General features: G+C 68.0%; 28 protein-coding genes. 15 read left to right on the top strand and 13 right to left on the bottom strand.

Annotated elements, in window-relative coordinates; genetic code table 11:
• Window positions 1–21: 21 nt before the first annotated feature.
• From V8246_RS09570 to V8246_RS09600, 7 genes are all read right to left on the bottom strand, one after another.
• A complete protein-coding gene (locus V8246_RS09570) occupies window positions 22–2,043 on the bottom strand; it encodes a glycoside hydrolase family 97 protein (protein ID WP_336188899.1) in 2,022 nt (673 codons plus the stop codon).
• Window positions 2,044–2,088: 45 nt separating this feature from the next.
• A complete protein-coding gene (locus tag V8246_RS09575; protein ID WP_336188900.1) occupies window positions 2,089–3,267 on the bottom strand; it encodes a DUF4105 domain-containing protein in 1,179 nt (392 codons plus the stop codon).
• Window positions 3,260–4,135 carry a transporter associated domain-containing protein gene (locus tag V8246_RS09580; protein ID WP_336188901.1) on the bottom strand — a complete coding sequence of 292 codons (876 nt, stop codon included), beginning with the start codon at window positions 4,133–4,135 and terminating at the stop codon, window positions 3,260–3,262. Before V8246_RS09580 ends, V8246_RS09575 begins: the two co-directional genes overlap by 8 nt.
• 40 nt (window positions 4,136–4,175) lie before the next feature.
• Window positions 4,176–4,766, bottom strand: a complete 591-nt coding sequence (locus V8246_RS09585) for a hypothetical protein (protein WP_336188902.1) — start codon at window positions 4,764–4,766, stop codon at window positions 4,176–4,178.
• A gap of 2 nt (window positions 4,767–4,768) precedes the next feature.
• Window positions 4,769–5,257: an rRNA maturation RNase YbeY gene (gene ybeY, locus V8246_RS09590; RefSeq protein WP_336188903.1), complete on the bottom strand. Its 489-nt coding sequence runs from the start codon at window positions 5,255–5,257 to the stop codon at window positions 4,769–4,771.
• A gap of 143 nt (window positions 5,258–5,400) precedes the next feature.
• Window positions 5,401–6,390: a PhoH family protein gene (locus V8246_RS09595; RefSeq protein ID WP_187573208.1), complete on the bottom strand. Its 990-nt coding sequence runs from the start codon at window positions 6,388–6,390 to the stop codon at window positions 5,401–5,403.
• A 27-nt stretch (window positions 6,391–6,417) separates the two neighbouring features.
• On the bottom strand, window positions 6,418–6,711 hold the full coding sequence (locus V8246_RS09600; RefSeq protein WP_336188904.1) for a hypothetical protein: 294 nt from the start codon (window positions 6,709–6,711) through the stop codon (window positions 6,418–6,420).
• Window positions 6,712–6,862: 151 nt separating this feature from the next.
• Here V8246_RS09600 and V8246_RS09605 point away from each other — a divergent pair, with 151 nt between their 5' ends.
• The 4 genes from V8246_RS09605 to V8246_RS09620 are packed head-to-tail and all read left to right on the top strand — an operon-like array spanning window position 6,863 to window position 10,544.
• Window positions 6,863–7,573, top strand: a complete 711-nt coding sequence (locus V8246_RS09605; RefSeq protein ID WP_336188905.1) for a helix-turn-helix domain-containing protein — start codon at window positions 6,863–6,865, stop codon at window positions 7,571–7,573.
• Window positions 7,563–8,522 carry an HlyD family efflux transporter periplasmic adaptor subunit gene (locus V8246_RS09610; protein WP_336188906.1) on the top strand — a complete coding sequence of 320 codons (960 nt, stop codon included), beginning with the start codon at window positions 7,563–7,565 and terminating at the stop codon, window positions 8,520–8,522. The genes V8246_RS09605 and V8246_RS09610 overlap by 11 nt, the downstream gene beginning before the upstream one ends.
• Window positions 8,523–8,535: 13 nt before the next feature.
• Window positions 8,536–9,462 carry an ABC transporter ATP-binding protein gene (locus V8246_RS09615; protein ID WP_336189085.1) on the top strand — a complete coding sequence of 309 codons (927 nt, stop codon included), beginning with the start codon at window positions 8,536–8,538 and terminating at the stop codon, window positions 9,460–9,462.
• Entirely contained in the window at window positions 9,459–10,544 is a 1,086-nt protein-coding gene (locus V8246_RS09620) for an ABC transporter permease (RefSeq protein ID WP_336188907.1), read from the top strand. Before V8246_RS09615 ends, V8246_RS09620 begins: the two co-directional genes overlap by 4 nt.
• A gap of 198 nt (window positions 10,545–10,742) precedes the next feature.
• Here the strand turns inward: V8246_RS09620 and miaB are convergent, their stop codons facing one another.
• Window positions 10,743–12,179 (bottom strand): tRNA (N6-isopentenyl adenosine(37)-C2)-methylthiotransferase MiaB, encoded by a 1,437-nt coding sequence (gene miaB / locus V8246_RS09625; protein WP_336188908.1) that lies wholly within the window; start codon window positions 12,177–12,179, stop codon window positions 10,743–10,745.
• 217 nt (window positions 12,180–12,396) lie between these two features.
• On the opposite strand from miaB, the gene V8246_RS09630 reads away from it, so the two are divergent.
• The 6 genes from V8246_RS09630 to V8246_RS09655 all read left to right on the top strand — a co-directional run bounded on the left by V8246_RS09630 (window position 12,397) and on the right by V8246_RS09655 (window position 17,408).
• Window positions 12,397–13,302, top strand: coding sequence for a lytic transglycosylase domain-containing protein (locus V8246_RS09630; protein WP_336189086.1), 906 nt, complete (start codon window positions 12,397–12,399; stop codon window positions 13,300–13,302).
• Window positions 13,303–13,468: 166 nt separating this feature from the next.
• Window positions 13,469–14,077, top strand: coding sequence for a ubiquinol-cytochrome c reductase iron-sulfur subunit (gene petA / locus V8246_RS09635; protein WP_336188909.1), 609 nt, complete (start codon window positions 13,469–13,471; stop codon window positions 14,075–14,077).
• 3 nt (window positions 14,078–14,080) lie between these two features.
• Window positions 14,081–15,340, top strand: coding sequence for a cytochrome bc complex cytochrome b subunit (locus V8246_RS09640; protein WP_336188910.1), 1,260 nt, complete (start codon window positions 14,081–14,083; stop codon window positions 15,338–15,340).
• Window positions 15,333–16,079 (top strand): cytochrome c1, encoded by a 747-nt coding sequence (locus V8246_RS09645; RefSeq protein ID WP_162110578.1) that lies wholly within the window; start codon window positions 15,333–15,335, stop codon window positions 16,077–16,079. The genes V8246_RS09640 and V8246_RS09645 overlap by 8 nt, the downstream gene beginning before the upstream one ends.
• A gap of 179 nt (window positions 16,080–16,258) precedes the next feature.
• Window positions 16,259–16,894 carry a glutathione S-transferase N-terminal domain-containing protein gene (locus tag V8246_RS09650; protein ID WP_185896786.1) on the top strand — a complete coding sequence of 212 codons (636 nt, stop codon included), beginning with the start codon at window positions 16,259–16,261 and terminating at the stop codon, window positions 16,892–16,894.
• A 61-nt stretch (window positions 16,895–16,955) separates the two neighbouring features.
• A complete protein-coding gene (locus tag V8246_RS09655; RefSeq protein ID WP_336188911.1) occupies window positions 16,956–17,408 on the top strand; it encodes a ClpXP protease specificity-enhancing factor in 453 nt (150 codons plus the stop codon).
• Window positions 17,409–17,448: 40 nt separating this feature from the next.
• Here V8246_RS09655 and V8246_RS09660 read toward each other — a convergent pair whose 3' ends face one another.
• Genes V8246_RS09660 through V8246_RS09670 form a run of 3 tightly spaced genes read right to left on the bottom strand, consistent with a single transcriptional unit; the run spans window position 17,449 to window position 18,924 of the window.
• Window positions 17,449–17,784 carry a DUF3301 domain-containing protein gene (locus V8246_RS09660; RefSeq protein WP_336188912.1) on the bottom strand — a complete coding sequence of 112 codons (336 nt, stop codon included), beginning with the start codon at window positions 17,782–17,784 and terminating at the stop codon, window positions 17,449–17,451.
• Between the two features lie 7 nt (window positions 17,785–17,791).
• Window positions 17,792–18,658 carry a carboxylating nicotinate-nucleotide diphosphorylase gene (gene nadC, locus V8246_RS09665; RefSeq protein WP_336188913.1) on the bottom strand — a complete coding sequence of 289 codons (867 nt, stop codon included), beginning with the start codon at window positions 18,656–18,658 and terminating at the stop codon, window positions 17,792–17,794.
• A complete protein-coding gene (locus tag V8246_RS09670; protein WP_336188914.1) occupies window positions 18,655–18,924 on the bottom strand; it encodes a Trm112 family protein in 270 nt (89 codons plus the stop codon). Before V8246_RS09670 ends, nadC begins: the two co-directional genes overlap by 4 nt.
• Before the next feature lie 67 nt (window positions 18,925–18,991).
• Here V8246_RS09670 and purE point away from each other — a divergent pair, with 67 nt between their 5' ends.
• The gene (gene purE, locus V8246_RS09675; protein WP_336188915.1) at window positions 18,992–19,501 is read left to right on the top strand and encodes a 5-(carboxyamino)imidazole ribonucleotide mutase; all 510 of its coding nucleotides are present in this window, start codon (window positions 18,992–18,994) and stop codon (window positions 19,499–19,501) included.
• The gene (locus tag V8246_RS09680; RefSeq protein WP_336188916.1) at window positions 19,498–20,640 is read left to right on the top strand and encodes a 5-(carboxyamino)imidazole ribonucleotide synthase; all 1,143 of its coding nucleotides are present in this window, start codon (window positions 19,498–19,500) and stop codon (window positions 20,638–20,640) included. Before purE ends, V8246_RS09680 begins: the two co-directional genes overlap by 4 nt.
• Window positions 20,641–20,712: 72 nt before the next feature.
• On the opposite strand, the gene V8246_RS09685 is transcribed toward V8246_RS09680, so the two are convergent.
• Both V8246_RS09685 and sodB read right to left on the bottom strand, forming a co-directional pair.
• Entirely contained in the window at window positions 20,713–21,138 is a 426-nt protein-coding gene (locus V8246_RS09685; protein WP_336188917.1) for a hypothetical protein, read from the bottom strand.
• A gap of 153 nt (window positions 21,139–21,291) precedes the next feature.
• On the bottom strand, window positions 21,292–21,870 hold the full coding sequence (sodB, locus tag V8246_RS09690; protein WP_336188918.1) for a superoxide dismutase [Fe]: 579 nt from the start codon (window positions 21,868–21,870) through the stop codon (window positions 21,292–21,294).
• Between the two features lie 158 nt (window positions 21,871–22,028).
• Between sodB and grxD the strand changes: the two genes are divergently transcribed.
• Genes grxD through V8246_RS09705 form a run of 3 tightly spaced genes read left to right on the top strand, consistent with a single transcriptional unit; the run spans window position 22,029 to window position 23,691 of the window.
• Window positions 22,029–22,349: a Grx4 family monothiol glutaredoxin gene (grxD, locus tag V8246_RS09695; protein WP_162110569.1), complete on the top strand. Its 321-nt coding sequence runs from the start codon at window positions 22,029–22,031 to the stop codon at window positions 22,347–22,349.
• Complete coding sequence (locus V8246_RS09700) at window positions 22,346–23,092, top strand: SDR family NAD(P)-dependent oxidoreductase (protein ID WP_336188919.1); 747 nt, start codon at window positions 22,346–22,348, stop codon at window positions 23,090–23,092. Before grxD ends, V8246_RS09700 begins: the two co-directional genes overlap by 4 nt.
• A complete protein-coding gene (locus tag V8246_RS09705; protein ID WP_336188920.1) occupies window positions 23,089–23,691 on the top strand; it encodes a YhgN family NAAT transporter in 603 nt (200 codons plus the stop codon). The genes V8246_RS09700 and V8246_RS09705 overlap by 4 nt, the downstream gene beginning before the upstream one ends.
• The last annotated feature ends 103 nt before the right edge of the window (window positions 23,692–23,794 follow it).

Consider the following 23,794-nt stretch of genomic DNA (forward strand, 5'->3'; position numbering starts at 1 on the left):
CCTACACACAAGCTTCCGTCATCACTGCGCCACGAACCGGATCGCCTGCCCGCCACCCGGTGCCAGCTTCAGCGTCAGCGTGTCGCCGCGGACGACGCTGCGTTCCTCGATCACGATGTCCTGCGGCGCGGTCTTCCAGTGCGCCTGGTCGCCATCGCGGTAGATCTGCGCGGTGTAGCGGCGGCCCTCATCGAGGAAGGTCAGCGGCACGCTGAGCGTGCGGCCGTCTTCGTCGGTCAGCGCGCCGAGGTACCAGTTGGGGCCGCCGCGCTCCTTGCGCGCGATGGTCACGTAATCGCCCACTTCGCCGTTCAGCACGCGCGTGTCGTCCCAATCCACCGGCACGTCCTTGATGAACTGGAAAGGCGCCGGATTCTTCTCGTAGTTCTCCAGCAGGTCGGCCGCCATCTGCAATGGGCTGTAGATCACCACGTACAGCGACAGCTGCTTGGCCCAGGTGGTGGCGATGCCATCGGTGGAGCGCGTCTTCATGCCGAAGATGCCGGGCGTATAGTCCATGGGTCCGGCCAGCAGGCGGGTGAACACCAGGTTGGCTTCGTGTTCCGGCGGGTTGCCGGGCTGGCCCCAGGCGCTGAACTCCATGCCGCGCGCGCCTTCGCGGGTGATCCAGTTCGGGTAGGTGCGACGCAGGCCGCTGTCCTTGATCGGCTCGTGCGGATTGACGGCGATGCGGCGCTTGGCCGCTTCGGTCACCACTTTCAGATGGTGGCGCGCCATGTCCTGGCCTTCATGCCACGCGTAGTGGCGCTTGCCGTCGGCGCCGGTGACCTTGGCCTGGCTGGCGTCGGCCACATACCCGGTCTTCACCGCCGGCACGCCGACCCGTTGGTACAGGTCGAAGGCGGCGCCGAGCTGCGACTCGTAGTGCGCAGCGTTGCCGGAGGTCTCGTGGTGGCCGATCAACACCACGTTCTTCGAGCGGGCATAACGGGTGAGCGCTTCCAGGTCGAAATCCGGATACGACTGCGTGAAGCTGAAGTCCTCACCGTTGCCGAACCAGTCGCCGTCCCAGCCCACGTTCCAGCCTTCGACCAGCACGCCGCCGAAGCCGTGCTTGGCGGCGAAGTCGATGTGCTTGCGGACGTTTTCGTTGGTGGCGCCGTGCTTGGGGCCGGAGGCCCAGCTCTTCAGGTCCAGGTGCATTTCCCACCACACGCCGACGTACTTCATCGGCTTCACCCATGACACGTCGCCGAGTGCATTGGGCTCGTTGAGGTTCAGCGTCAGGCTGGACATCGCCAGGCCGGCGGCGTCATCGCTCAGCAGCAGCGTGCGCCAGGGCGTGTCGAAGGGTGCGGCGCGCACCACCTTGCCTTCGCCGATGCCCGGGGTCAGGTCGGCTTTCAGCTTGCGGTCTTCCACCCGCGTCAGGTTCATGCCGCTGTAGTCGACCAGCGCGGCCTCATGGATCGAAAGGTGGGTGCCGTCCTCGAACCTGAAGGTGATCGGCGTCTGTGCGTCGCCGACCTGTTGAATCGGCGTGCGGTGGTAGAGGTATTCCTCGCGATTCCACTCGCCGGCCGGGATCCACCACGCGGTCGCATCGCGCGCCAGCGAGAATTCGGTCAGCTCCTCGCCGATCTTCACCTGCTCGAGTCCGGGCTGCTTCGGGAAGCGGTAGCGGAAGCCCACACCATCGTCGAACACGCGGAATACCACGTCGAAGCTGCGGAAGGGCTTGGCCTTTTCCTTCAACGTGACCGTCAGTTCGTTGTAGTGGTTGCGGATGGAGCGGCGCTCGCCCCACGGCTGTTCCCAGGTCTCGTCGAACGTGCGCGTGCGCGGCTGCACGATCTCGATGTTGCGCTCGAACTTGGGTGCATCCAGCAACAGGAAGCCGAGCCGCGACGACGCGATGACCGGTTGCCCCTTGCGCGACACCGCGTACGCGGGTCGGCCGTCGTTGTCGGTGGCCAGTTCCACCACGATGGTGCCGTCGGGCGAGGCCACGCGCGGGCCGGGCGCCGCATGCGCGACGGCGCTGGACAGCAGGACGAACAGCGGAATCAGGAAACGGTGCATGCGACCCTCGCGATAAGCAGAGGGCCGCATCGTGCGTGGCGGGGCTCAGCGCGACAAGCGTCGCGGCATGAATACGTATGCAAGCGCCAGGTGGACCGGCGTCATCAGGGCGATCCACGCCTGGTTGTACTGCAGCCGCAAGGGCAGCCAGTGCAGGAACCACGCGACCAGCGCGCCTGCCGCGATGGCGACCGTCAGCCAGCCGAACCACACCGGCGGGTTGCGGCGGCGCAGCACGGCGATTGCGCCGGGAACCAGCAGCACGCACACGGGATTGAACAGCAGCAGGTTGCGGTTGGCCCACGCGGCCCAGTGGTCGGTGAAACCCCACAGGTACACCAGCAGCGCGCCCGCCACGAAGCAGAGCAGCCACAACGGCAGCGCCACGGCCGCGATCAGGCGGGGCGAGCGACGTCCCGTCCACGCGACCAGCGCCGCGACGACGATGCCCGCGAGCAGCCAAGGCCACCAGCGGCGCGGCGTTTCGGCCGGCTCCGGCGCGATGCGGTGCGGCAGCAGCTGCATTTCCGATTGCACCAGCGGACGGCCGGCGGCGTTCTTCGCCTCGCGCAGGCTGTCGGCCAGGCGCATCGGCACGTAGCCTTCCTCCCAGCGCGACATCGGCTTGTCTGCCGACGGGCCGAGGCCCACGTCGAAGCCCAGCCACATCCACGTCGCCGGCGAGGCCAGGCGCACGGCTTCGCTGCGGAAGGTGTTGCCGCGCGAACGGCCCGAAAGCTGCGATTTCAGCGCGCCACCCAGTGCGGCATCCAGCGCGTCGCGGACCTGGGTGGAACAGTTGGAGGTGAAGTAGTCGTAGCGATAGCGTGCGTTCTCCGGGCGCGCGCGTTCGGCCAGCGCGTCGGCCAGCGCCTGCGCCTGGTCGGGCCCGACATCGAGCCACTGGATCGACACGCCGCGACCGCTGTCGCGGTACTGCGCCAGGTCCTGCTCGAACGGCAGCGCGACCAGGTAGTACATCATGTGGCCGCGCGCGAAATTGCCGACGAAGTCGGCTTCCGATGGATCGAAGAAGCCGAAGTTGTACGAGATGGCGTCGCCGCTGGCAGGGTCCACCACGATGATGGCGTTGTGGCCGAAGCGCTCGAAGAACACCTCGCCGGGCTGCATGGTCGCCACGCCGATGCGCGGCGCCGCCCATGCCGCGGCGGCCAGCAGCCACAGCGCGCCCAGCAGCGCCAGGCGCGCGACCGCGTTACGCATCCGCCAGCACTCCGACATGGAACGCATGCACGCGGCGCGCATCGGCCCGCGCCACCCGGAACAGGAAACGGCCCAGCGTCAGTTCCTCGCCGGTTTCGGGCAGATGGCCGATGGCGGCGGTGACCAGGCCGCCGACGGTGTCGTACTCGTCGTCCGGGAAGTCGGCGCCGAAGCGTTCGTTGAAGTCGGCGATGGGCGTCAGCGCGTCCACCACGAACTGGCCGTCGGCCTGCGCGGCGATCAACGCGGCGCCGTCCTCGGCTTCGTCGTGCTCGTCGTCGATCTCGCCGACGATCTGTTCCAGCACGTCCTCGATGGTCACCAGGCCGGCGACGCCGCCGTACTCGTCCACCACGATCGCCATGTGGTTGCGCGACAGCCGGAATTCCTTCAGCAGCAGGTTCAGCTTCTTCGACTCGGGGATCAGCACCGCCGGCCGCAGCAGCTCGCGCACGGTGCCAGGGCCGTTGTCGGCCACCACCCCGCGCAGCAGGTCCTTGGCCAGCAGGATGCCCAGGATCTCGTCCTTGTTGTCGCCGTGGACGGGGAAGCGCGAGTGGCCGGATTCCACCACCTGCTTCATCAGGTCCAGGAAGCGCGCCTCCACCGGCAGCGACACCATCTGCGCGCGCGGGACCATCACGTCGCCCACGGTCAGGTCGGCCACGGCGATGGCGCCTTCCATCATCCTCAGGGTGTCGCCGCCGATCAGCCCGTCGGACTGCGCGTCGCGCAGCAGGGCCACCAGGTCGTCGCGTGTGCTGGGTTCGCCGGAGAACGCCGAACTGAGGCGGTCCAGCCAGGAGCGCCGCTTCTCCGAAGGTTTGTCGGAGCCGTCCGGCGCGTGGGTACTGTCGTCTTCTGACATCTCGTGGAAATGGTCGCCCCGCTCGGGCGTGGGGTCCAGTCTAACGCGGTTGTCCGCCGGACGCAGGCGGGGGCGCCCCTTCGGGCGCGGGCGCGTCGGTGTCGGGAGCATCCTCGGGCAGGTCCAGGCTGTAGCTGCACCCCACCAGGGTCTTGCCGGGATGCGAGGACACGTTGCTGACGTTGAGGACTACGGATTCGATCAGCACCTGGCCGCTTTCGGCATCGCGGGATTCCTCGCTGCGCAGTTCCTTGCCGAACATGGCCTTGGCCGGCGTATCGATGGCCGTTTCCAGCCCGAGTTCGCTGGCCAGCGGCCGGGGGTCGGGCAGGTCCAGGATCGCCATCACGCTGCTGCCGGTGAAGGCGATGTGGTCCGTGCCGTGCCCGAACACGCGGATCGGCGAGGCCAGGCGGTACTCGGTCATGAACATGTTGGTCTGCGGCAGCGGCTGCCAGCCCAGGGCGACCGCCTTAAGGGGGTCTTCCAGCGCGGGTGCCAGTGCGGTCAGGCCGGCGATGTCGCCACGGCATTCGATCAACGACGCGAGGTCGGTCGCGCCGGCCTGGGCGCGCGCGGCGACGGGCAGGGTCAGCGCCACGCAGGACGCGAGCAACAGGGAGCGCAGCATGGTCAGTCTTCCGCGTAGGGGTCGGCGATGCCGAGTTCGGCCAGGATCTCCCGCTCCAGCTGCTCCATGCACTCGGCCTCCTTGTCGTCCTCGTGATCCCAGCCCAGCAGGTGCAGCGCACCGTGCACGGTCATGTGGGCGTAGTGCGCGGCCAGCGGCTTCTTCTGCTCCTTTGCCTCGCGCGCGACCACCGGGGCGCAGATCACCAGGTCGCCGAGCAGCGGCATCTTCACGCCCTTGGGCAGCTTGACGCCCTCGGCCATCTCGGCCGGGAAGCTGAGCACGTTGGTGGCATAGTCGCGCCCGCGGTAATGCCGGTTGAGCGCGTGGCCTTCCTTGCTGTCGACGATGCGGATGGCGAGGTCGGCTTCGCGGATGCGACCGGCCAGCGCCGCGGCCACCCACTTGCGGAAGCTCACCGCCGAGGGGATGCCGGTGCGCGGCAGCGCATAGCTGACGGAAACGTCGAGACGGACGGGGCCTTGGGTCATGTTTTTCGCTCGTCATTCCGGCGCATGCCGGACGTTCAACAGCCGCATGGCGGGTCATCCGTTCCGATGTTGCCTGATGACGGGCTCATGCAAGCCAAGGGGAAGACCAATCTGGATCCCCGCTTGCGCGGGGATGACGGCGATCAGGAAGACTGCTCGGCCGACTCCGCATCCTTGCCGTCACGTGCATCGTAAGCCCGCACGATCTTCGCCACCAGCGGGTGGCGCACCACGTCGCGGCTGGTGAAGAAGGTGAACGAGATGCCGTCCACGTCGCGCAGGACGTCCAGTGCATCCTTCAGACCCGACTTCTGGTGCTTGGGCAGGTCGATCTGGGTCAGGTCGCCGGTGACCACCGCCGTGCTGCCGTAGCCGATGCGCGTGAGGAACATCTTCATCTGCTCGATGGTGGTGTTCTGCGCCTCGTCGAGGATGACGAACGCATCGTTGAGCGTGCGGCCGCGCATGTAGGCCAGCGGGGCGATCTCGATGACGTTCTTCTCCAGCAGCTTGACCACCTTGTCCACGCCCAGCATCTCGTACAGCGCGTCGTACAGCGGCCGCAGGTACGGGTCGACCTTCTGCGACAGGTCGCCGGGCAGGAAGCCCAGCTTCTCGCCGGCCTCCACCGCCGGGCGCACCAGGATCAGCCGTTGCACCCGCGACTCGTTGAGCGCTTCCACCGCACTGGCGACGGCCAGGAAGGTCTTGCCGGTGCCGGCCGGGCCGAGGCCGAAGTTGATGTCGTGGGTGGCGATGGCGTGCAGGTACTTGGCCTGGTTGGCGCCGCGGCCGCGCACGGTGCCGCGCTTGACCTTGATGGCCACGTCCTGCGGCGCGTAGCCGTCGTCGGCCACCTGGTCCACGTGGGCGGCCGTCAGGCGCAGGTGGATGGCCTCGCTGTCGAAAGTCTCGCTGGCGGCTTCCTGGTACAGCGCATGCAGCAGTTTTTCGGTCGCGGCCACGGCCTTCGCCGGGCCGGTGACGCGGAAGACGGCGCCGCGGTTGGCGATCTCCACGCCCAGCCGCAGTTCGATCTGGCGCAGGTGGGCGTCGAAGGGGCCGGCCAGATTGGCCAGGCGTTCGGTGTTTTCGGGTTCCAGGGTGAATTCGCGCTTGCTGGGGGCGGTCATGGGGCAGGGGTTCGATGTGGTCGGGGGCTAGTGACGCGTCTGGTCGTCGGCATCCTCGACCGGCCACTGGTTGAAGACATAGACCTCGTCGTCGAGCAGGGCTTGGTCGAAGTGGTCGGCATTGGGGGCTTCGTCGCGGTCGATCTGCGTCGGTTCGTCCTCCACCGCCACGACCACCCAGCCCTGTTCGCGGATGAACTCGGATGCGCGCCGCATGGGGTCGTCGGCGAATCCGGGTTTCTGGTAGCAGGTGACGTACGCACCGCCAGCTTCAGCGAAGTCGGGGCTGTCGGCGCGCGGCCGGGCTTCCAGCGTGAACACCCACAGGCGGGGGCTATCCGAGGAAATGGCGGCGATCCTGGCAAACGCAAGGCGGGCGCGCAGGGTAGCGCGGCGACCAGCGCGCGACCACCGTTTGCCGCTCGTCGGAACGGGCTTGAAATTTAATTAAATGGAAAATTAAATAAATCCCATGACAACGACGACACCTCCCCGCCGACACGGGGCCAAGGCGGACGCCCCGCCCAAGGCCGCCCCTCGCAAGCGCGCCCGTGGGCGCCGTCCCACCGCCGAGACCGCCGACCTGCGCGCCACCCTGCTGGACGCCGCGCTGGCTTGTTTCGTCCGTGGTGGCATCGCGGCCACCTCGCTGCGCGACATCGCCACGGAAGCCGGGGTGACGCCCGCGCTGGTGCACTACTACTTCGGCGACAAGGCGCAGCTGCAGGAAGCGGTGGTGGCCGAGCGGTTGCTGCCGGTCGTGGCGACGATGCGCGCGCCGGTGATGCAGGCCGGAAATGGTGATGTCGCGGGGCTGGTCGCCGGCTTCGTGCACGGCATCGGCACGGTGGTGGCCGAGCATCCGTGGCTGCCCACGCTGTGGGTGCGCGAGATCCTGTGCGAGGGCGGCGCGCTGCGCGACATGATGATCCGCCAGGTCGGCCCGCTGCTGCCGACGATGATGGCGGGCCGCTTCGCCGCCGCGCAGCAGGCCGGCCAGCTCAACCCCGACCTCGATCCGCGCCTGCTGATGGTGTCGCTGATCGGGCTGACCATGTTCCCGCTGGCCAGCGCGCCGATCTGGCGCCCGTTGTTCGGCGCCGACGACATCGACTTCAACGACCTGCGCCGGCACACGCTGGTGCTGTTGGATCGCGGACTGGAGCTTGACCATGCGAAGTGAACCGCGAACCGTCGCGCTGGCGACGGCGATGCTCGTGCTGGCCGCCTGCAAGGCGGACGCACCGCAGGCCCTGGGCACGCTGGAATGGGACCGGGTGACGCTGCCCGCGCCGGTCGCCGAGAAAATCGTGCGCGTCGACGTGCGCGAGGGCCAGCAGGTGGCGGCCGGCGCGCCACTCCTGCAACTGGAGCTGACCCGTACCCAGTCCCAGCTGACGGCCGCTCAGGCCCAGGCCACGCGAAGCCGCGAAGCGCTGGCCGAGCTGCGCGCCGGTCCCCGCAGCGAGGCCATCGCGCAGGCGCGCGCCAGCCTGGCCGCCGCGCAGGCGCAGGCCCGGGATGCCGACGCGTACTACGCGCGCCTGCAGCCACTGGGCCGCCAGCGCCTGGTCGCCGCCTCCGAGGTGGATCGTGCGCGCGCGGCGTCGCAGAGTGCGCAGGCCCAGGTGCGGGTCGCACAGGCGGCGCTGCTGGAACTCGAGCGCGGCACGCGCGCCGAACAGGTCGCGCAGGGTGAAGCGGCCGTCGCTGCGGCGGACGCGCAGGCGCGCGTGCAGGCGGTGACGCTGGAGAAGCTCGACATCGTGGCGCCGCGCGCGGGCCGCATCGACAGCCTGCCCTACAAGCTGGGCGACCAGGCGCCAGTGGGTGCGCCGCTGGCGGTGATGCTGGTGGGCGAGGCGCCCTATGCCCGCGTCTACCTCCCGCAGGCACTGCGCAATCGACTGAAGGTCGGCGACACCGTGCAGGTACGCCTCGATGGCCAGCAGAAGGCCTACGCCGGACGGGTGCGCATGATCCGCAGCGAGCCCAGCTTCACTCCTTACTTTGCGCTGACCGGCCAGGACGCGGAACGGCTCAGCTACCTGGCAGAAATCAGCCTGGGGAAGGAGGCTGCCGGTCTCCCGGTGGGGGCCCCGCTGCAGGTGGTGTCCGATGGCGACGAGTGAGGAAGGACGCGCGATCCGTGTCCGTGGCCTGAGCAAGCGCTTCGGCGCACTGGTGGCGGTGGACGATGTCGATCTGGACATTCCGCGTCGTCATGTCTACGGCTTCCTCGGGCCGAATGGCTCCGGCAAATCCACCACCATCCGCATGTTGTGCGGATTGCTTACGCCGACGGTGGGCGACATCGAAGTGCTGGGGCTGCGTATCCCGGAACAGGCCGAGCAACTGCGCACCCGCATCGGCTACATGACCCAGAAGTTCTCGCTGTTCGAGGACCTGACGGTGCGCGAGAACCTGGAGTTCCTGGCGGCCGTGCAGGACATCCCGCGCGCGCAGGCGAGGCGAAGGATCGATGAGCTGGTCGAGCAGTACCACTTCCAGGACCGCCAGAAGCAGCTGGCTGGCACGATGAGCGGTGGGCAGAAGCAGCGCCTTGCGCTGGCCGGGGCGGTGATCCACCAGCCGGAACTGCTGTTCCTCGATGAACCGACCAGTGCGGTGGACCCGGAATCGCGTCGCGATTTCTGGGAAAAGCTCTTCGAACTCGCCGACGCCGGCACCACGCTGCTGGTGTCCACGCACTACATGGACGAGGCCGAGCGCTGCCACCGCATCGCCATCCTCGACCGCGGCGTCCTCGTCGCGGACGGTACGCCGGACGCACTGACCGGCGAACTGGCCGGGCGCACCCTGGTGGTGGACGCCGCACAGCCGCGCCAGGCGCAGAAGGCGTTGGTCGGCCTGCCGGGTGTGATCAGCGTGGCGCAGATCGGCAACCTGCTGCGCGTGTTGATGGCCGAGGACGGACAGGCCGCTGACCGCATCGCGCAGGGCCTGCGCGCGGCCGGCGTCAGCGCACAGGTCTCGGCCGCGCCGGCCAACCTGGAGGATGTCTTCGTCTCGGCCACGCGCGGCCAGCCCGCGCGCGAGGAGGCGGCATGAAACTCCGGCGCCTGATGGCCGTGATGGTGAAGGAGCTGCGGCAGATGCGCCGCGACCGCATCACCCTGGCGATGATCGTCGGGATTCCGGTGATGCAGCTGCTGTTGTTCGGCTACGCGATCAATACGAACCTGCGCGACCTGTCGGCCGGCATCGCCGACCAGTCGCGTACGTCCGCCTCGCGCGCGCTGGTGATGGATATCGTCGCCACCGGGGTGGTGAAGCCGGTGCAGGAAGCGGCGACGCCGCAGGAACTGGTCGAATCGATGCGCCGCGGCGAGATCAGCATCGGCATCGTCATCCCTCCGGACTACGAACGTCGCCGCGCGGAAGGTCGCGAGGCGGTGCAGATCCTCGTCGACGGCAGCGACAACGCGGTGCAGAGCGCGGCCGCGCAGCTGGCGCAGATGCCGCTGGATGGGCGCAGCAGTCCGCTGGCGACGCGCACCATCAGCGTGGTCGGCTTCTACAATCCGCAGCGGCGCTCGGCGGTGAACATCGTGCCCGGGCTGATCGGCGTGATCCTCACCATGACCATGGTGCTGTTCACCGGCGTGGCCATCGTGCGCGAACGCGAGCGCGGCAACATGGAGCTGCTGATCGCCACGCCGGTGAGCAGTGCCGAGCTGATGATCGGCAAGGTCCTGCCCTACGTGGCGATCGGCCTGGTGCAGACCACGGTGGTGCTGGCGCTGGGCATGTGGCTGTTCAACGTGCCGCTGGGCGGCAGCCTGCTGCATGTCTATCTCGCCGCCTGCCTGCTGATCGTGGCCAACCTGACGCTGGGCCTGCTGATCTCCACCCGCGCGCAGTCGCAGTTCCAGGCCATGCAGATGACGTTCTTCATCTTCCTGCCGTCGATCCTGCTGTCGGGCTTCATGTTCCCGTTCGCCGGCATGCCGAAGGTGGTGCAATGGATCGCCGAGGCGCTGCCGCTGACCCACTTCCTGCGTCTGATCCGTGGCGTGATGCTGCGGGGCGCCAGTCTCTGGGAACTATGGGCGGATGTGCTGGCCTTGCTGGCTTTCACCACGGTGATGATGACGACGGCGATCCTGCGCTTCCGCAAGCGGCTGGACTGACCCTGGAGACTTTGCATCTGTAGGAGCGCCCCTCGGGCGCGATGTTCTTTTCTGGCCCGTCGCGCGAAAGCATCGCGGGCATGGCCCGCTCCTACAACGCCGCAGAGATCCGTAGGAGCGCCCCTTGGGCGCGATGCTGTTTGCTTTGCCGGATTTCCAACGAAGAGTGCCGAGCCCGCCGTCGGCTGATCCGCCGACTCAGTCGGCGCCGGCCACGCGCCCGCGCAGCGAGTTGGTCAGCGCCTCGGTGATAACCACGTCGACGAACTGGCCGACCAGGCGCGGGTGGCCGGGGAAGTTCACCGAGCGCATGTTCTCGGTCTTGCCGGTCAGCTCGTTCGGATTCTTCTTCGACGGCCCTTCCACGAGTACCGACTGCACCGTACCCACCATGGCCTGCGAGATGCCGGCGGCGTGGGCATTGATGTGCTTCTGCAGGCGGTCCAGGCGGGCGTGCTTGGTGGCGTCGGACACGTCGTCCGGCAGGTCGGCCGCGGGCGTGCCGGGGCGGCGCGAGTAGATGAAGGAGAAGCTCTGGTCGAAGCCGACATCCTCGATCAGTTTCATGGTCTTCTCGAAGTCGGCGTCGGTCTCGCCGGGGAAGCCGACGATGAAATCCGAGCTGATCGAGATGTCCGGCCGCACCGCGCGCAGCTTGCGGATCTTCTGCTTGAACTCCAGTGCCGTGTAGCCGCGCTTCATCGCCGACAGGATGCGGTCGCTGCCCGCCTGCACCGGCAGGTGCAGGAAGTTGGCGAGCTGCGGTACGTCGCGGTAGGCGTCCACCAGCGAGTCGCTGAACTCCAGCGGGTGCGAGGTGGTGAAGCGGATGCGGCCGATGCCGTCGATCTCGGCGATGGTGCGGATCAGCAGGCCGAGGTCGGCGACCTCGCCGTCGCCATAAGGACCGCGATACGCATTGACGTTCTGGCCGAGCAGGTTGATCTCGCGCACCCCTTGGGCGGCCAGCTGCGCCACTTCCACCAGCACGTCCTCGAACGGCCGGCTGACCTCGGTGCCGCGGGTGTAGGGCACCACGCAGAACGAGCAGTACTTGGAGCAGCCTTCCATGATCGACACGAAGGCGGACGGGCCTTCGGCGCGGGGTTCGGGCAGGCGGTCGAACTTCTCGATCTCGGGAAAGCTGATGTCGACCTGCGGCCGGTTCTGCTCGCGACGGGCGCGGATCAGTTCCGGCAGGCGGTGCAGGGTCTGCGGACCGAACACCAGGTCCACGTAGGGCGCACGCTTGACGATGGCTTCACCCTCCTGCGAGGCGACGCACCCGCCGACGCCGATGATGACGTCGCGGCCGCCGGTCTTCAGCGCCTTCCACCGGCCCAGCTGGCTGAATACCTTCTCCTGCGCCTTCTCGCGGATGGAGCAGGTGTTGACCAGCACCACGTCCGCTTCCTCGGGGTTGTCGGTCAGCTCCAGGCCATCGGAGGCGGCCAGCAGGTCGGCCATCTTGGCCGAGTCGTACTCGTTCATCTGGCACCCGTGGGTCTTGATGAAGAGCTTTCCGCGCACGAGGTCCGGGCTGCGCGGCCTGGCCTGCGGCAGGGGGACGGGGGCGGGGTCGGTCACGGCAGGGCCGGCCGTGGTCGGCAGGTCGGGGGCTTGCGTCCCGGTCATGGCGCTTAATCCAGTCGGGTGGGGGCGGGCGGGTCGCGTAGTTTACGCGCACGGGCCGGGCCGAGGCGGCCGGAACCGTCCTCGGACGGCGTTGATAGCGGGTATCAGGCCATCCCGGGCCGCGGTGCCGCCGGCTGTCGGAACTCCGACCGGCCGCACAGATTGGAGGAAACCTTTGTTGGACAAGGACTTGGCAACCGCTGGCGAATTGGGGACACTGCGCGGCATGAGGGGGACTCTGACGCTTCTGGCCACGCTGGCCGCGTTGACCGCACTGCCGGCTAGCGCGGGCACGCTGTACAAGTGCACCGGCGCTGACGGTGTGCCGAACTACGTCAGCAAGCGCGTCAGCGGCGCCAGCTGCGAGGTGATCAGCCGCTATACCCCGGACCGGAGCCGCCCGGCGCAGGTCGCCACCGTCTCCCGGCCCGCCACGCCGCCGCCTGCCGTGGGCGCGGCCGTCACGCCGGCCTTGTCCGACTCGGCTGCGGCCATGGTGCCTGCCGCGACGCCGCAGGCCGCCCCCCCCGCCACCGGTCCGCGCCGCGTCGTCAGCGGGCAGGTCTATTCCTACATCAAGGACGGCGTGCGGCACTACACCAGCACGCGTCCGCGCGGCGGCACCCAGGTCGCCAGCCTGCGCACCATCAAGTACAGCTACATCGAAACCTGCTTCGCCTGTGGCAACCCGGGCGTGGACTTCGGCCGGCTGCGCCTGAACACCTCCGCCTACCAGGCCGAGATCGCCGCGGCCTCGCGCGAGTTCGGTGTGGAGGAGGCGATCCTGCGCGCCATCATGCACGCCGAGTCCTCCTACAACCCGATGGCGCTGTCGCATGCGGGCGCCCAGGGGCTGATGCAGCTGATGCCGGCCACGGCCCGCCGGTTCGGGGTGACCGACAGCTACAACGCCGGCCAGAACATCCGCGGTGGTGCGCAGTACCTGGCCTGGCTGTTGAAGCGCTTCAACGGCAACCTCACCCTGGCCGCGGCCGGCTACAACGCGGGCGAAGGCGCCGTGGACCGGCACGGCGGCGTTCCTCCCTACAAGGAAACGCAGCGCTACGTGCAGCGCGTGGCCGTGCTGGCCGACCGCTACCGCCAGGCCGTCGCCGCACGGTGAGCCGGGGCGGGCGGTCCCGGATGCACGCAAGCCATTGATTCGGCGGCAGCCGTTGTCGGCCCATTAAGCCATCCGTTACACTTTGCCGTCTTTTGCGGCCCGTACCGGTCCATGGGTGCGGCCTTGGCAGCCTTTTTAGCTACCTGATTGTTTTGCGGAGTGCCGGATGGCCATCGATGGGGTCAATGGGCCTGTGAATACGGGCCGACGCCGGTTCCTGACTGCGACCACCGCCGTGGTGGGTGCAGTAGGTGCCGGTATTGCAGCTGTACCGTTCATCAAGTCGTGGAATCCGAGCGCCCGGGCCAAGCTGGCCGGTGCCCCGGTGACCGCCGACATCAGCGGCCTGCAGGAGGGTCAGCGCCTGATCCTGGAATGGCGTGGCCAGCCGATCTGGATCGTGAAGCGTTCCAAGGCCGTGCTCGACGCGCTGCCCACGCTGGACGCGAACCTTCGCGACCCGCAGTCGGAGAACCCCGACCAGCAGCCCTCGTACATCAAAGGTGAGACGCGCTCGCTGAAGCCGGAGATCTCCGTACTGGTCGGCCTGTGCACCCACCTGGGCTGCTCGCCCGAGATGGCCGCCGAGATCAAGCCCGAGCCGTACGATCCGAACTGGAAGGGCGGCTACTTCTGCCCCTGCCACAAGTCGCGCTTCGACATGGCCGGCCGCGTGTTCCAGGGCGTGCCCGCACCCACCAACCTGGTGGTGCCGCCGCATTACTACGAGAACGACACGACCATCGTCGTCGGTCTCGACCCGCAGGGGGCATAAGCCATGGCGAACATCTTCACCCGTACCGCCGATGGCGTGATGGACTGGTTCAACGCGCGCGCGCCGGGCTTCATGCCCGTGTACCGCAAGCACATGAGCGAGTACTACGCGCCCAAGAACTTCAACATCTGGTACATCTTCGGCGTACTGTCGATCGTGGTGCTGGTCAACCAGATCCTGACCGGCATCTTCCTGACGATGCACTTCAAGCCGAGCGCCGCGGAAGCCTTCGCGTCGGTCGAGTACATCATGCGCGACGTGGAGTGGGGCTGGCTGATCCGCTACATGCACAGCACCGGCGCCTCGCTGTTCTTCATCGTCGTGTACATCCACATGTTCCGCGGCCTGATGTACGGCTCGTACCAGAAGCCGCGCGAACTGGTGTGGATCCTGGGCATGCTCATCTACCTGGTGCTGATGGCCGAAGCCTTCCTGGGCTACGTGCTGCCGTGGGGCCAGATGTCGTTCTGGGGCGCCAAGGTCATCATCTCGCTGTTCGGCGCCATCCCGGTGATCGGCAACGGCCTGACCGAGTGGATCATGGGCGACTACCTGCCCAGCGACGCCACGCTGAACCGCTTCTTCGCGCTGCACGTCATCGCGCTGCCGCTGGTCCTGCTGCTGCTGGTGGTGCTGCACATCTTCGCCCTGCACGAAGTCGGTTCGAACAACCCCGACGGCGTAGAGATCAAGAAGGGCCCGAAGGGCAACCGCTGGTCGCCCACTGCGCCGGCCGACGGCGTGCCGTTCCATCCGTACTACACGGTGAAGGACAGCTTTTATGTCGGCGGCTTCCTGATCGTCGCCGCCTTCATCGTGTTCTTCGCGCCGGCCATGGGCGGCTGGTTCCTGGAGCACGACAACTTCACCGAGGCCAACAAGCTGGTCACGCCGGCGCACATCAAGCCGGTGTGGTACTACACGCCCTACTACGCCATGCTGCGCGTGGTGCCCGACAAACTGGGTGGCGTGCTGGTGATGTTCGGCGCCATCGCGATCCTGTTCCTGGTGCCGTGGCTGGACCGCGCGAAGGTGAAGTCCTACCGCTACCGTGGCCTGATGTCCAAGGTGCTGCTGGGCCTGTTCGCGATCAGCTTCGTCTGGCTGGGCAAGATCGGCGCCGGCCCGGGCACGGACCCGGTGGAAACCATCGTCGGCCGCTTCCTGACCGCCTTCTACTTCCTGTTCTTCCTGACCATGCCGATCTGGACCAAGATCGACAAGACCAAGCCAGTGCCCGAGCGGGTGACGACGCATGACTAAGACTTTCGCCTCTCGCCTAGCTGTCTTCGCCAGCGGGTTGCTGATCTCGTTCTCCGCGTTCGCCGCCGGCGGCGGCGCCACGCTCCAGGCCGGCAACGACCTGAGCGACCGCGCCTCGCTGCAGCGCGGTGCGCAGCTGTACATGAACTACTGCGCGGGCTGCCATTCGCTGAAGTACATGCGCTACTCGCGCATGGCCGAAGATCTGGGCCTGACCGAAGACGAGGTGATGAAGAACCTCAACTTCACCGGCGCCAAGTTCGGCGAGCAGGTGCAGGTGTCCATGCCTGCCGCAGGCGGCGAGAAGTGGTTCGGCAAGATGCCGCCGGACCTCAGCGTGATCTCGCGCGTGCGCGGCAGCGACTGGATCTACACCTACCTGAAGTCCTTCTACCTGGACGAGTCGCGTCCGCTGGGCTGGAACAACAAGCTGTTCCCTAACGCCTCCATGCCCAACCCGCTGTGGGAGCTGCAGGGCCTGCAGCACGCCGAATTCGGCCCGGTCGATCCGGCCACCGGCGAACGCCACGTCGAGGGTCTGAAGGTGGCGCAGGCCGGCCGCCAGAGCGCGCAGGAGTTCGACCAGACCGCGCGCGACATCACCAACTTCCTGGAGTATGTCGGCGAGCCGGCGGCCCTGAAGCGCCAGAGCGTCGGTGTGTGGGTGATCCTGTTCCTGGCCGCGCTGACGTTCCTGGCCTACCTGCTGAAGCAGGAGTACTGGAAGGACGTCCACTAACGACGTCGCGCGTCCGACGCCAAGGTGCGGGCCGCAGGCCCGCACCACGGGGTGAAAGCCGGCCGGGGTTGCTTGGCTTTTCCCGGCGGGGATTGCACACTCAGGGACCGTGGCGACCGTCAGCAAGGGGCTGACGGCGTCGGTGCGATCGGCGGATTCCGGTCGTCGGAGAGCCGTGAATGGCTGCGAGCCCACGTATGCGCAATACACTGACGTTGTTTTCCTCCACCGATGACGTGCTGTGCCACCGCGTACGGCTGGTGCTCGCCGCCAAGGGCGTTACCTACGACCTGGTCCCGGTGGATCCGCAGAATCCGCCCGAAGACCTCATCGACCTCAATCCCTACCATTCCGTGCCCACCCTGGTGGAGCGCGATCTGGTGCTGTACGCCGCGTCCGTCGTCAGCGAGTACCTGGACGAGCGCTATCCGCATCCGCCGCTGATGCCGGTGGATCCCCTGTCGCGTGCGCGCCTGCGGCTGGCGATGCTGCGCATCGAACACGACTGGGTGCCGCAGGTGCAGGCCATCCAGCTGGGCAACAAGCAACAGGCCGAGGCCGGCCGCAAGCGGCTGAAGGAACTGCTGACCGCGTCTGTACCGCTGTTCAAGGCCAGCAAGTTCTTCCTCAATCCCGAAATGAGCCTCGCCGACTGCGCGATGGCCCCGATCATCTGGCGCCTGCCGTCGCTGGACGTGCCGCTGCCGAAGGACGGCAAGGCCATCGACGACTACGGCAACCGCATCTTCCGCCACCCCGGATTCCTGCGCAGCCTGACCGACGCGGAAAGGAAGCTGCGCGAGATCCCGGCCTGACCGGCGAACCCGCCGGGCCTGGCCGCGCGCCGCCACGCCGCGATGGCCGCCGAGAAATGAAATGACCGACGCATCTTCCCGCATGACCAGCCACCGTCCGTACCTGCTGCGGGCGTTGAACGAATGGATCGCCGACAACGGCATGACCCCGCACCTGCTGGTGGACGCCACCCAGGCCGGCGTCCAGGTGCCGGCGAGTGCGGTGAAGGAAGGCAAGGTGGTACTGAACATTGCCGAGCGTGCGGTCGTGCGGCTTATGATCGACAACGACGCTGTCAGTTTCACCGCGCGCTTCGGGGGCGTGAGCCAACCGGTTTACGTGCCCATCAGCGCCGTGCTGGCGATCTACTCGCGCGAGACGGGGCAGGGCATGGCGCTGCCGGAAGACGTGACGCACGATGCCGATACGGGCGAAGAAAGCGGCGATGACGCGCCCACGACGGATATCCCGCCCGACGACGACACGCCGCCGCCTGGCGGCAAGCGCCCGCCTTTCCTGCGCGTAGTGAAGTAGCCCGGAACATCTGACGCCGGCCGCAGGCGCTGCAGTGTGCTCAGTGCGGGCCCATCGGCGTGACCGATGGCGCCACCGGGCCCACGAACGACACCAGCCGTCCCTTGCGCAGGACCAGCCGGCCGACATGGCGGTCGGTGCCGTCGTGCGAGTACTCGAAACGGAAACTGCGCTCGAATCCCAGCCAGCCATCTTCGCCGCGGCGCAGGCGCAGGCCACTGGCGTGCACGCTCTGGTCCAGCCAGATCACCCCTGCCGCCTTGCAGGCATTCCGACCCAACTCGCCGGCGCGCTCCGCCGCGGCGCGCGCAGCATTCCAGTACGCGAAACCGGCGCCGGCCGCCAGCAGCCACAGCAAGGCACTCAGCGGCGACATGCAGGGCTCATGGTGCAGGGCCCAGCTTCATCGACAGGTCGATGGCGCGGACGTGCTTGGTCAGGCCACCGATGGACACGAAATCCACGCCGTCGGCGGCGATGTCGCGGAGCGTGGTCATGTCCACGCCGCCCGACACTTCCAGCGGAATGCGCCCGTCGAACGGCGAGGCCTTGGCGCGCCGGACCGCTTCACGACGCGATGCGGCATCGAAGTCGTCGATCAGGATGCGCTCGCAGCCTTCGGCCAGCGCTTCATCCAGCTGCGCCAGGGTTTCCACCTCCACGATCAGTGGCAGCGCGGGCTGCGCGGCGCGTGCGGCGCGGATGGCCGCCGTGAGCGAGCCTGCCGCACGCACGTGGTTTTCCTTCAGCATCACGGCGTCGTACAGGCCGATGCGGTGGTTCTGTCCGCCGCCGCAGCGGACGGCGTACTTCTGCGCCAGGCGTAGCCCGGGCAAGGTCTTGCGGGTGTCGAGGATCGTGCAGCCGGTACCACGCACGGCCTCCACGTAGGCCGCCGTGGTGGTGGCGGTGCCGGACAGCGTCTGCAGGAAGTTCAGTGCGGACCGTTCGGCGGTGACTAGCGCGCGCGCGCGTCCGGACAAGGTGGCCAGCACGGTGCCGGCCGGAACCCGGTCGCCGTCCTGCACGCGCCAGTCGATGCGCACCTCCGGATCGAGTGCGCGGTGGCAGGCGTCGAACCACGGGCGGCCCGCGACGACCGCGTCTTCCTTGCAGAGCAGATAGGCGATGTCGGCGGTGTCGGGCAGCAGCGCGGCGGTGACATCTCCGCTGCCCACATCCTCGGCCAGCGCGCGCGCGGCATCCGAGGCCACGAGGTCCGCGGGTGGTGGCGTCGGACGCAGGCTCATCGGGCGGGGAAGTCGTCGGCCTGCGCGGTGGCGATGGCTTCCTCGGCGAGCAGGACGGGAATGCCGTCCTCGACGCGGTAGACGGTCTTGCGGTCGTGCGTCACCAGGGCTTCGCGCAGCGCCTCGGTCTGCGGCGCGTCGTCGGCGCGCTTGACCTGGCCCGCGGCGATGGCGCGGTTCAGCGCTTCCAGGCCGCGTGTCTCCAGCACGGCCAGCGGCTGGCGGGTGGTGGGGCAGCACAGCAGATCCAGCAGTTTGCGGTCCATGGAGGTGGGGGCTCGATCGGTGATTCAGTCAGGAGGGTAGAATACGTCTTTGCGACCGAGGACGGCCATGACCGCCAGCGTATCCAGCCCCGTGGTGGGCATCGTGATGGGTTCCCGCTCCGACTGGGACACCATGCAGCACGCCGCGCAGAAGCTGGATGCGCTGGGCGTGCCCTACGAGGTGAAGGTGGTGTCCGCGCATCGCACGCCCGACGTGCTGTTCGCGTACGCGGAGGCCGCCGCCCCGCGCGGCCTCCGCGCCATCATCGCCGGCGCCGGCGGCGCGGCGCACCTGCCCGGCATGCTGGCAGCCAAGACCGCGGTGCCCGTGCTGGGCGTACCGGTGCAGTCGAAGGCGCTCAATGGCATGGATTCGCTGCTGTCCATCGTGCAGATGCCAGCCGGCATTCCGGTGGCCACGTTCGCCATCGGCAACGCGGGCGCCGCCAATGCGGGCCTGTTCGCCGCGGCGATGCTGGCGCCGGAACATCCGGCCATCGGCGCGGCGCTGAGCGCATTCCGCGCGCGCCAGACCGAAGACGTGATGGCGCACGACGATCCGCGCCAGCCGCTATGACGACCGTCGGTATCCTGGGCGGGGGACAACTGGCGCGCATGATGGCGCTGGCCGGCGCACCTCTGGGCCTGCGCTTCCTGGTGATGGACACCGCGGCGGACGCCTGCGCAGGCCAGTTCGCGCCGCTGCTGGTCGGCGACTATCGTGACGAGGCCGCACTGGCCGAGTTCGCGTCGAAGGTCGACGTGGCCACCTTCGATTTCGAGAACGTGCCCGCGGAGAGCGCGGAGTGGCTTGCCAGTCGTGTGCCGGTATTCCCGAATCCGCGCGCGCTGGCGATGGCGCAGGATCGCCTGGTGGAGAAGAGCCTGTTCCGCGACCTGGGGATTCCCGTGGGCGCCTTCGCCGATGTCGGCAGCCTCGACGCGCTGCGCATCGAAGTCGATCGGCTCGGGGGTGCGTGCATCCTCAAGACGCGTCGCCTGGGCTATGACGGCAAGGGACAGTTCCGCATCAAGTCGCCGGCCGACGTGGAGGCGGCGTGGCAGGCATTGGGTGCGCAGGCCGGGACCGTGGGCCTGATCGTCGAAGCCTTCATTCCGTTCGAGCGCGAATTGTCCGTGGTCGCCGTGCGTGGCCGCGATGGCGAGTTCCGCACCTGGCCGTTGACCGAAAACTGGCATGTCGACGGCGTGCTGTCGGCCAGCCTGGCGCCGGCACAGGTCGATGCTGCACTGGCCCATGCGGCATATGCGCACGCGCGGAGGTTGGCGGAATCACTCGACTACGTGGGGGTGTTCGCGCTTGAACTGTTCTATCGGGACGGCGAACTGCTCGCCAACGAGATGGCACCGCGTGTGCACAACTCGGGCCACTGGACCATCGAGGGCGCGGAAACCTCGCAGTTCCAGAACCACCTGCGCGCCGTGCTGGGCCTCCCGCTCGGCGAAACGCGCGTGTTGGGCCATGCCTGCATGTTGAACTGGATCGGCGAGATGCCTGACGCCGCGCCTGTCCTGCAGGAGGCGGGTGGCCACTGGCACGACTATGGCAAGGAACCTCGCGCCGGACGCAAGGTCGGCCACGCCACGCTGCGGGCCGACGATGCCGCAGCGCTTGCCCATGCGCTGGCGCGCGTCGGTGTCGCCCTTGGGCGGCAGGCGCAGGTCGCGCCGGTCGTCGCGCGGCTCACGGCCTGACGTCAGCGACCGCGTCCTGGAGCGCAGAACGGCCGGATCACCCGGCCGTTCTGCATTGCGCGATGCCGCGCCTCAGCGGCAACGCCCGAACCTGTCCGGTGACGTGCCCGGCCCGCCCCTCGGGCCCGGCGGATTCTCCCAGTTGGTGCCGCGGCCACCGCGCGGTCCCGGCGGGTTGTGGTCGAGGTCGAACCAGCAGCGCCTGGCCTGATTCCACAGGCCGTAGCGTGGATGCCAGTAGCCGTACTGGGGATTGAAGTAGTACCCGTTCTTCACCACGACGAACGCGTAGCGCTTTCCGCCGTGCCGATACCAGCGACGGTCGGGCGACGCGCCGGGACCGCCCTTCCAGCCCGGCGGATTCTCCCAGTTGGTGCCGCGACCGCCGACCGGTCCGGGCGGGTTGTTGTCTCGATCGCGTGGCGCGGCTTCGGCGGTCGCCGACATCGCCAGCAGGACGGTGAGCAGGGATCCAGCCAATCCGTAACGCAGTGCCATGGTGTTCTCCTCGGGTGGGACCACGCTCGGGGAACGCCTGCATCGCAGTGCGTGTTGACACCAGGGGGAGCGGAATTCATCCGGCAGCCAGCGTCGCGAAACGGAAACGGCCGGGTGTCCCCGGCCGTTCTCGCGTGGTGCGGGCGCCTGCGATCAGCGCAGGTTGCCGGCCACGAAGTCCCAGTTGACCAGGGCCCAGAAGGACTCGACGTACTTCGGGCGCGCGTTGCGGTAGTCGATGTAGTAGGCGTGCTCCCACACGTCGATCGTCAGCAGCGGCTTGTCCTCGCCGGTCAGCGGGGTGGCGGCATTGGAGGTGCTGACCAGCGCCAGCGAGCCGTCCGGGCGCTGCACCAGCCAGCCCCAGCCCGACCCGAAGGTGCCGATGGCGGTCTTGGTGAACTCCTCCTTGAACTTGGCGAAATCGCCGAAGGTCTTGTTGATCAGCTCGGCCAGCTTGCCGGTCGGCTCGCCGCCGCCATTGGGCTTGAGGCAGTTCCAGTAGAAGGTGTGGTTCCAGACCTGCGCGGCGTTGTTGAACATGCCACCCTGCGACTTGCGCACGATCTCTTCCAGCGACGCGTCGGCGAACTCGGTGCCTTCGATCAGCTTGTTGAGGTTGTCCACATAGGTCTTGTGGTGCTTGCCGTGATGGAAGTCGATGGTCTCGCCGGAGATGTGCGGTTCCAGGGCGGTGCGGTCGTAGGGCAGGGCGGGCAGTTCGATGGCCATGGCTCGGTTTCCTTGTGCTAGGCGGGTCAAGAGGGATGCCGGGCATCGTCGGAGCGATGCCAGGGCTTACAATGGGCAATCCGCCGGCGAGGCCTGCGGAGCGGACCGAAAGTGTACCCGACGGTGGTTGCCAAACCGTCAAGGAAGGAGAAATCAGCATGCCGGTGATGGAACGCATCCAGGCCGAAGTGGATGGCCACCCGATCGTCCTTTTCATGAAGGGCACGCCGCAGTTCCCGATGTGCGGCTTCTCCAGCCGCGCGGTGCAGGCGCTGCGCGACGCGGGCGCCGAGCACCTGTACACGATCAACGTGCTGGAAGAGCCGGAGATCCGCGCCAACCTGCCGCGCTACTCCAACTGGCCCACGTTCCCGCAGCTCTTCATCAACGGCGAACTGATCGGCGGCTGCGACATCACCCTGGAACTGCATGAGTCCGGTGAACTGCAGCGCATCGTCGCCGAGGCGCTGTCGCCGTGAGCCTGATCGGCCTGCCTACGCGCGCGCCGCGCGCACTGGACCAGCGCGTGATCCTGGTCAGCGGCGCGCACGGCGGATTGGGCAGTGCGGCCGCCACCGCCTGCGCACGTGCGGGCGCCACCGTGGTGCTGCTGGGCCGCAAGCTGCCGAAGTTGAATCGCGTATACGACGCGGTAGCGCAGGCCGGTGCGGAGCCGCTGCTGTATCCGCTGGACCTGGAGGGCGCCACGCCCGACGACTACGCGGAACTCGCCGACCGCCTGCATGCGGAGCTGGGACATCTGGATGGCGTGCTCCATTGCGCCGTGGAGTTCAAGGGGCTCACGCCGCTGGAGCACACCGACCCGGCGGCGTTCGCGCGGGTGATGCATGTCAACCTGACGGCGCCCTGGTGGCTGTCCCAGGCGTGCCTGCCGCTGCTGCGGCAGTCGGCGGACGCGGCGCTGGTGTTCGCACTGGACGATCTGGAACGTGTCGGCCAGCCCTATTGGGGCGCTTACGGCATCGCCCAACATGGTCTGGCCGCGATGGTGGGCATGCTGCATGCGGAACTGACCTCGTCGTCCATCCGCGTTTCCGCCCTGCAGCCGGGTCCGATGCGGACCGGTCTGAGGTCGCGGGCCTATGCGGACGACAACGACCTGCAGGCGCGCGAGGCGGCCGATTACGCCGATGCCTGCGTCACCCTGCTGTCATCTGCGGGCGCCACCCATCGCGGCCAGGTCTGGAAAGTGCGCGCATGACCATCCTCTCGGCGGCGATGCTGCTGTTCCTGATCCTGGACCCGCTGGGCAACATCCCGGTGTTCCTCAGTGTGCTCAAGCCGCTGCCGCCGCGGCGGCAGCGCATCGTGGTGGTCCGGGAACTGCTGATCGCACTGGCCGTGCTGATGCTGTTCCTCTGGTGCGGCAAGTACGCCCTGGACCTGATGCACCTGCGCCAGGAGTCGGTGGCCATCGCCGGGGGCATCGTGCTGTTCCTGATCGGCGTGCGGATGATCTTCCCGCGCCCTGAAGGCCTGATGGGCGAGACGCCCGGCGGTGAGCCCTTCATCGTGCCGTTGGCCATCCCGCTGGTGGCAGGCCCCTCGGGCATGGCGGCCGTGATGCTGATGGGCAGTTCCGAGCCGGACCGGCTGGGGGACTGGAGCCTGGCCCTGCTGATCGCCTGGGCGGCCACCGCGGCCATCCTCATTTCCGCCACGGTGCTCTACAAGTGGCTGGGCAGGAGCGTACTGACCGCGATCGAGCGGCTAATGGGCATGCTTCTTGTCGCCATCTCCGTGCAAATGGTGCTGGATGGCGTGGGCACCTATTTGAAACTGACGCCCCCCAACATCTGACCGCCGGCCCGTGCCGCGATTCCCCGACCGGATGTGCGGAGCGCCCACGATGGGGGGGGGGCGGCTGTCATGTTGCGCCGCAGTAATTTGTCATGCCGCGGTC

Source organism: Pseudoxanthomonas sp. F11 (genome assembly GCF_037046485.1).
In the GTDB taxonomy this organism is placed as follows: Bacteria; Pseudomonadota; Gammaproteobacteria; order Xanthomonadales; family Xanthomonadaceae; genus Pseudoxanthomonas_A.

Excerpts from the sequence above, each read along its gene's own strand:
- V8246_RS09570 (WP_336188899.1), bottom strand. The coding sequence starts at position 2,043 with ATGCACCGTTTCCTGATTCCGCTGTTCGTCCTGCTGTCCAGCGCCGTC.
- V8246_RS09575 (WP_336188900.1), bottom strand. The coding sequence starts at position 3,267 with ATGCGTAACGCGGTCGCGCGCCTGGCGCTGCTGGGCGCGCTGTGGCTG.
- V8246_RS09580 (WP_336188901.1), bottom strand. The coding sequence starts at position 4,135 with ATGTCAGAAGACGACAGTACCCACGCGCCGGACGGCTCCGACAAACCT.
- V8246_RS09585 (WP_336188902.1), bottom strand. The coding sequence starts at position 4,766 with ATGCTGCGCTCCCTGTTGCTCGCGTCCTGCGTGGCGCTGACCCTGCCC.
- ybeY (WP_336188903.1), bottom strand. The coding sequence starts at position 5,257 with ATGACCCAAGGCCCCGTCCGTCTCGACGTTTCCGTCAGCTATGCGCTG.
- V8246_RS09595 (WP_187573208.1), bottom strand. The coding sequence starts at position 6,390 with ATGACCGCCCCCAGCAAGCGCGAATTCACCCTGGAACCCGAAAACACC.
- V8246_RS09605 (WP_336188905.1), top strand. The coding sequence starts at position 6,863 with ATGACAACGACGACACCTCCCCGCCGACACGGGGCCAAGGCGGACGCC.
- V8246_RS09610 (WP_336188906.1), top strand. The coding sequence starts at position 7,563 with ATGCGAAGTGAACCGCGAACCGTCGCGCTGGCGACGGCGATGCTCGTG.
- V8246_RS09620 (WP_336188907.1), top strand. The coding sequence starts at position 9,459 with ATGAAACTCCGGCGCCTGATGGCCGTGATGGTGAAGGAGCTGCGGCAG.
- miaB (WP_336188908.1), bottom strand. The coding sequence starts at position 12,179 with ATGACCGGGACGCAAGCCCCCGACCTGCCGACCACGGCCGGCCCTGCC.
- petA (WP_336188909.1), top strand. The coding sequence starts at position 13,469 with ATGGCCATCGATGGGGTCAATGGGCCTGTGAATACGGGCCGACGCCGG.
- V8246_RS09640 (WP_336188910.1), top strand. The coding sequence starts at position 14,081 with ATGGCGAACATCTTCACCCGTACCGCCGATGGCGTGATGGACTGGTTC.
- V8246_RS09645 (WP_162110578.1), top strand. The coding sequence starts at position 15,333 with ATGACTAAGACTTTCGCCTCTCGCCTAGCTGTCTTCGCCAGCGGGTTG.
- V8246_RS09650 (WP_185896786.1), top strand. The coding sequence starts at position 16,259 with ATGGCTGCGAGCCCACGTATGCGCAATACACTGACGTTGTTTTCCTCC.
- V8246_RS09655 (WP_336188911.1), top strand. The coding sequence starts at position 16,956 with ATGACCGACGCATCTTCCCGCATGACCAGCCACCGTCCGTACCTGCTG.
- V8246_RS09660 (WP_336188912.1), bottom strand. The coding sequence starts at position 17,784 with ATGTCGCCGCTGAGTGCCTTGCTGTGGCTGCTGGCGGCCGGCGCCGGT.
- nadC (WP_336188913.1), bottom strand. The coding sequence starts at position 18,658 with ATGAGCCTGCGTCCGACGCCACCACCCGCGGACCTCGTGGCCTCGGAT.
- V8246_RS09670 (WP_336188914.1), bottom strand. The coding sequence starts at position 18,924 with ATGGACCGCAAACTGCTGGATCTGCTGTGCTGCCCCACCACCCGCCAG.
- purE (WP_336188915.1), top strand. The coding sequence starts at position 18,992 with ATGACCGCCAGCGTATCCAGCCCCGTGGTGGGCATCGTGATGGGTTCC.
- V8246_RS09680 (WP_336188916.1), top strand. The coding sequence starts at position 19,498 with ATGACGACCGTCGGTATCCTGGGCGGGGGACAACTGGCGCGCATGATG.
- V8246_RS09685 (WP_336188917.1), bottom strand. The coding sequence starts at position 21,138 with ATGGCACTGCGTTACGGATTGGCTGGATCCCTGCTCACCGTCCTGCTG.
- sodB (WP_336188918.1), bottom strand. The coding sequence starts at position 21,870 with ATGGCCATCGAACTGCCCGCCCTGCCCTACGACCGCACCGCCCTGGAA.
- grxD (WP_162110569.1), top strand. The coding sequence starts at position 22,029 with ATGCCGGTGATGGAACGCATCCAGGCCGAAGTGGATGGCCACCCGATC.
- V8246_RS09705 (WP_336188920.1), top strand. The coding sequence starts at position 23,089 with ATGACCATCCTCTCGGCGGCGATGCTGCTGTTCCTGATCCTGGACCCG.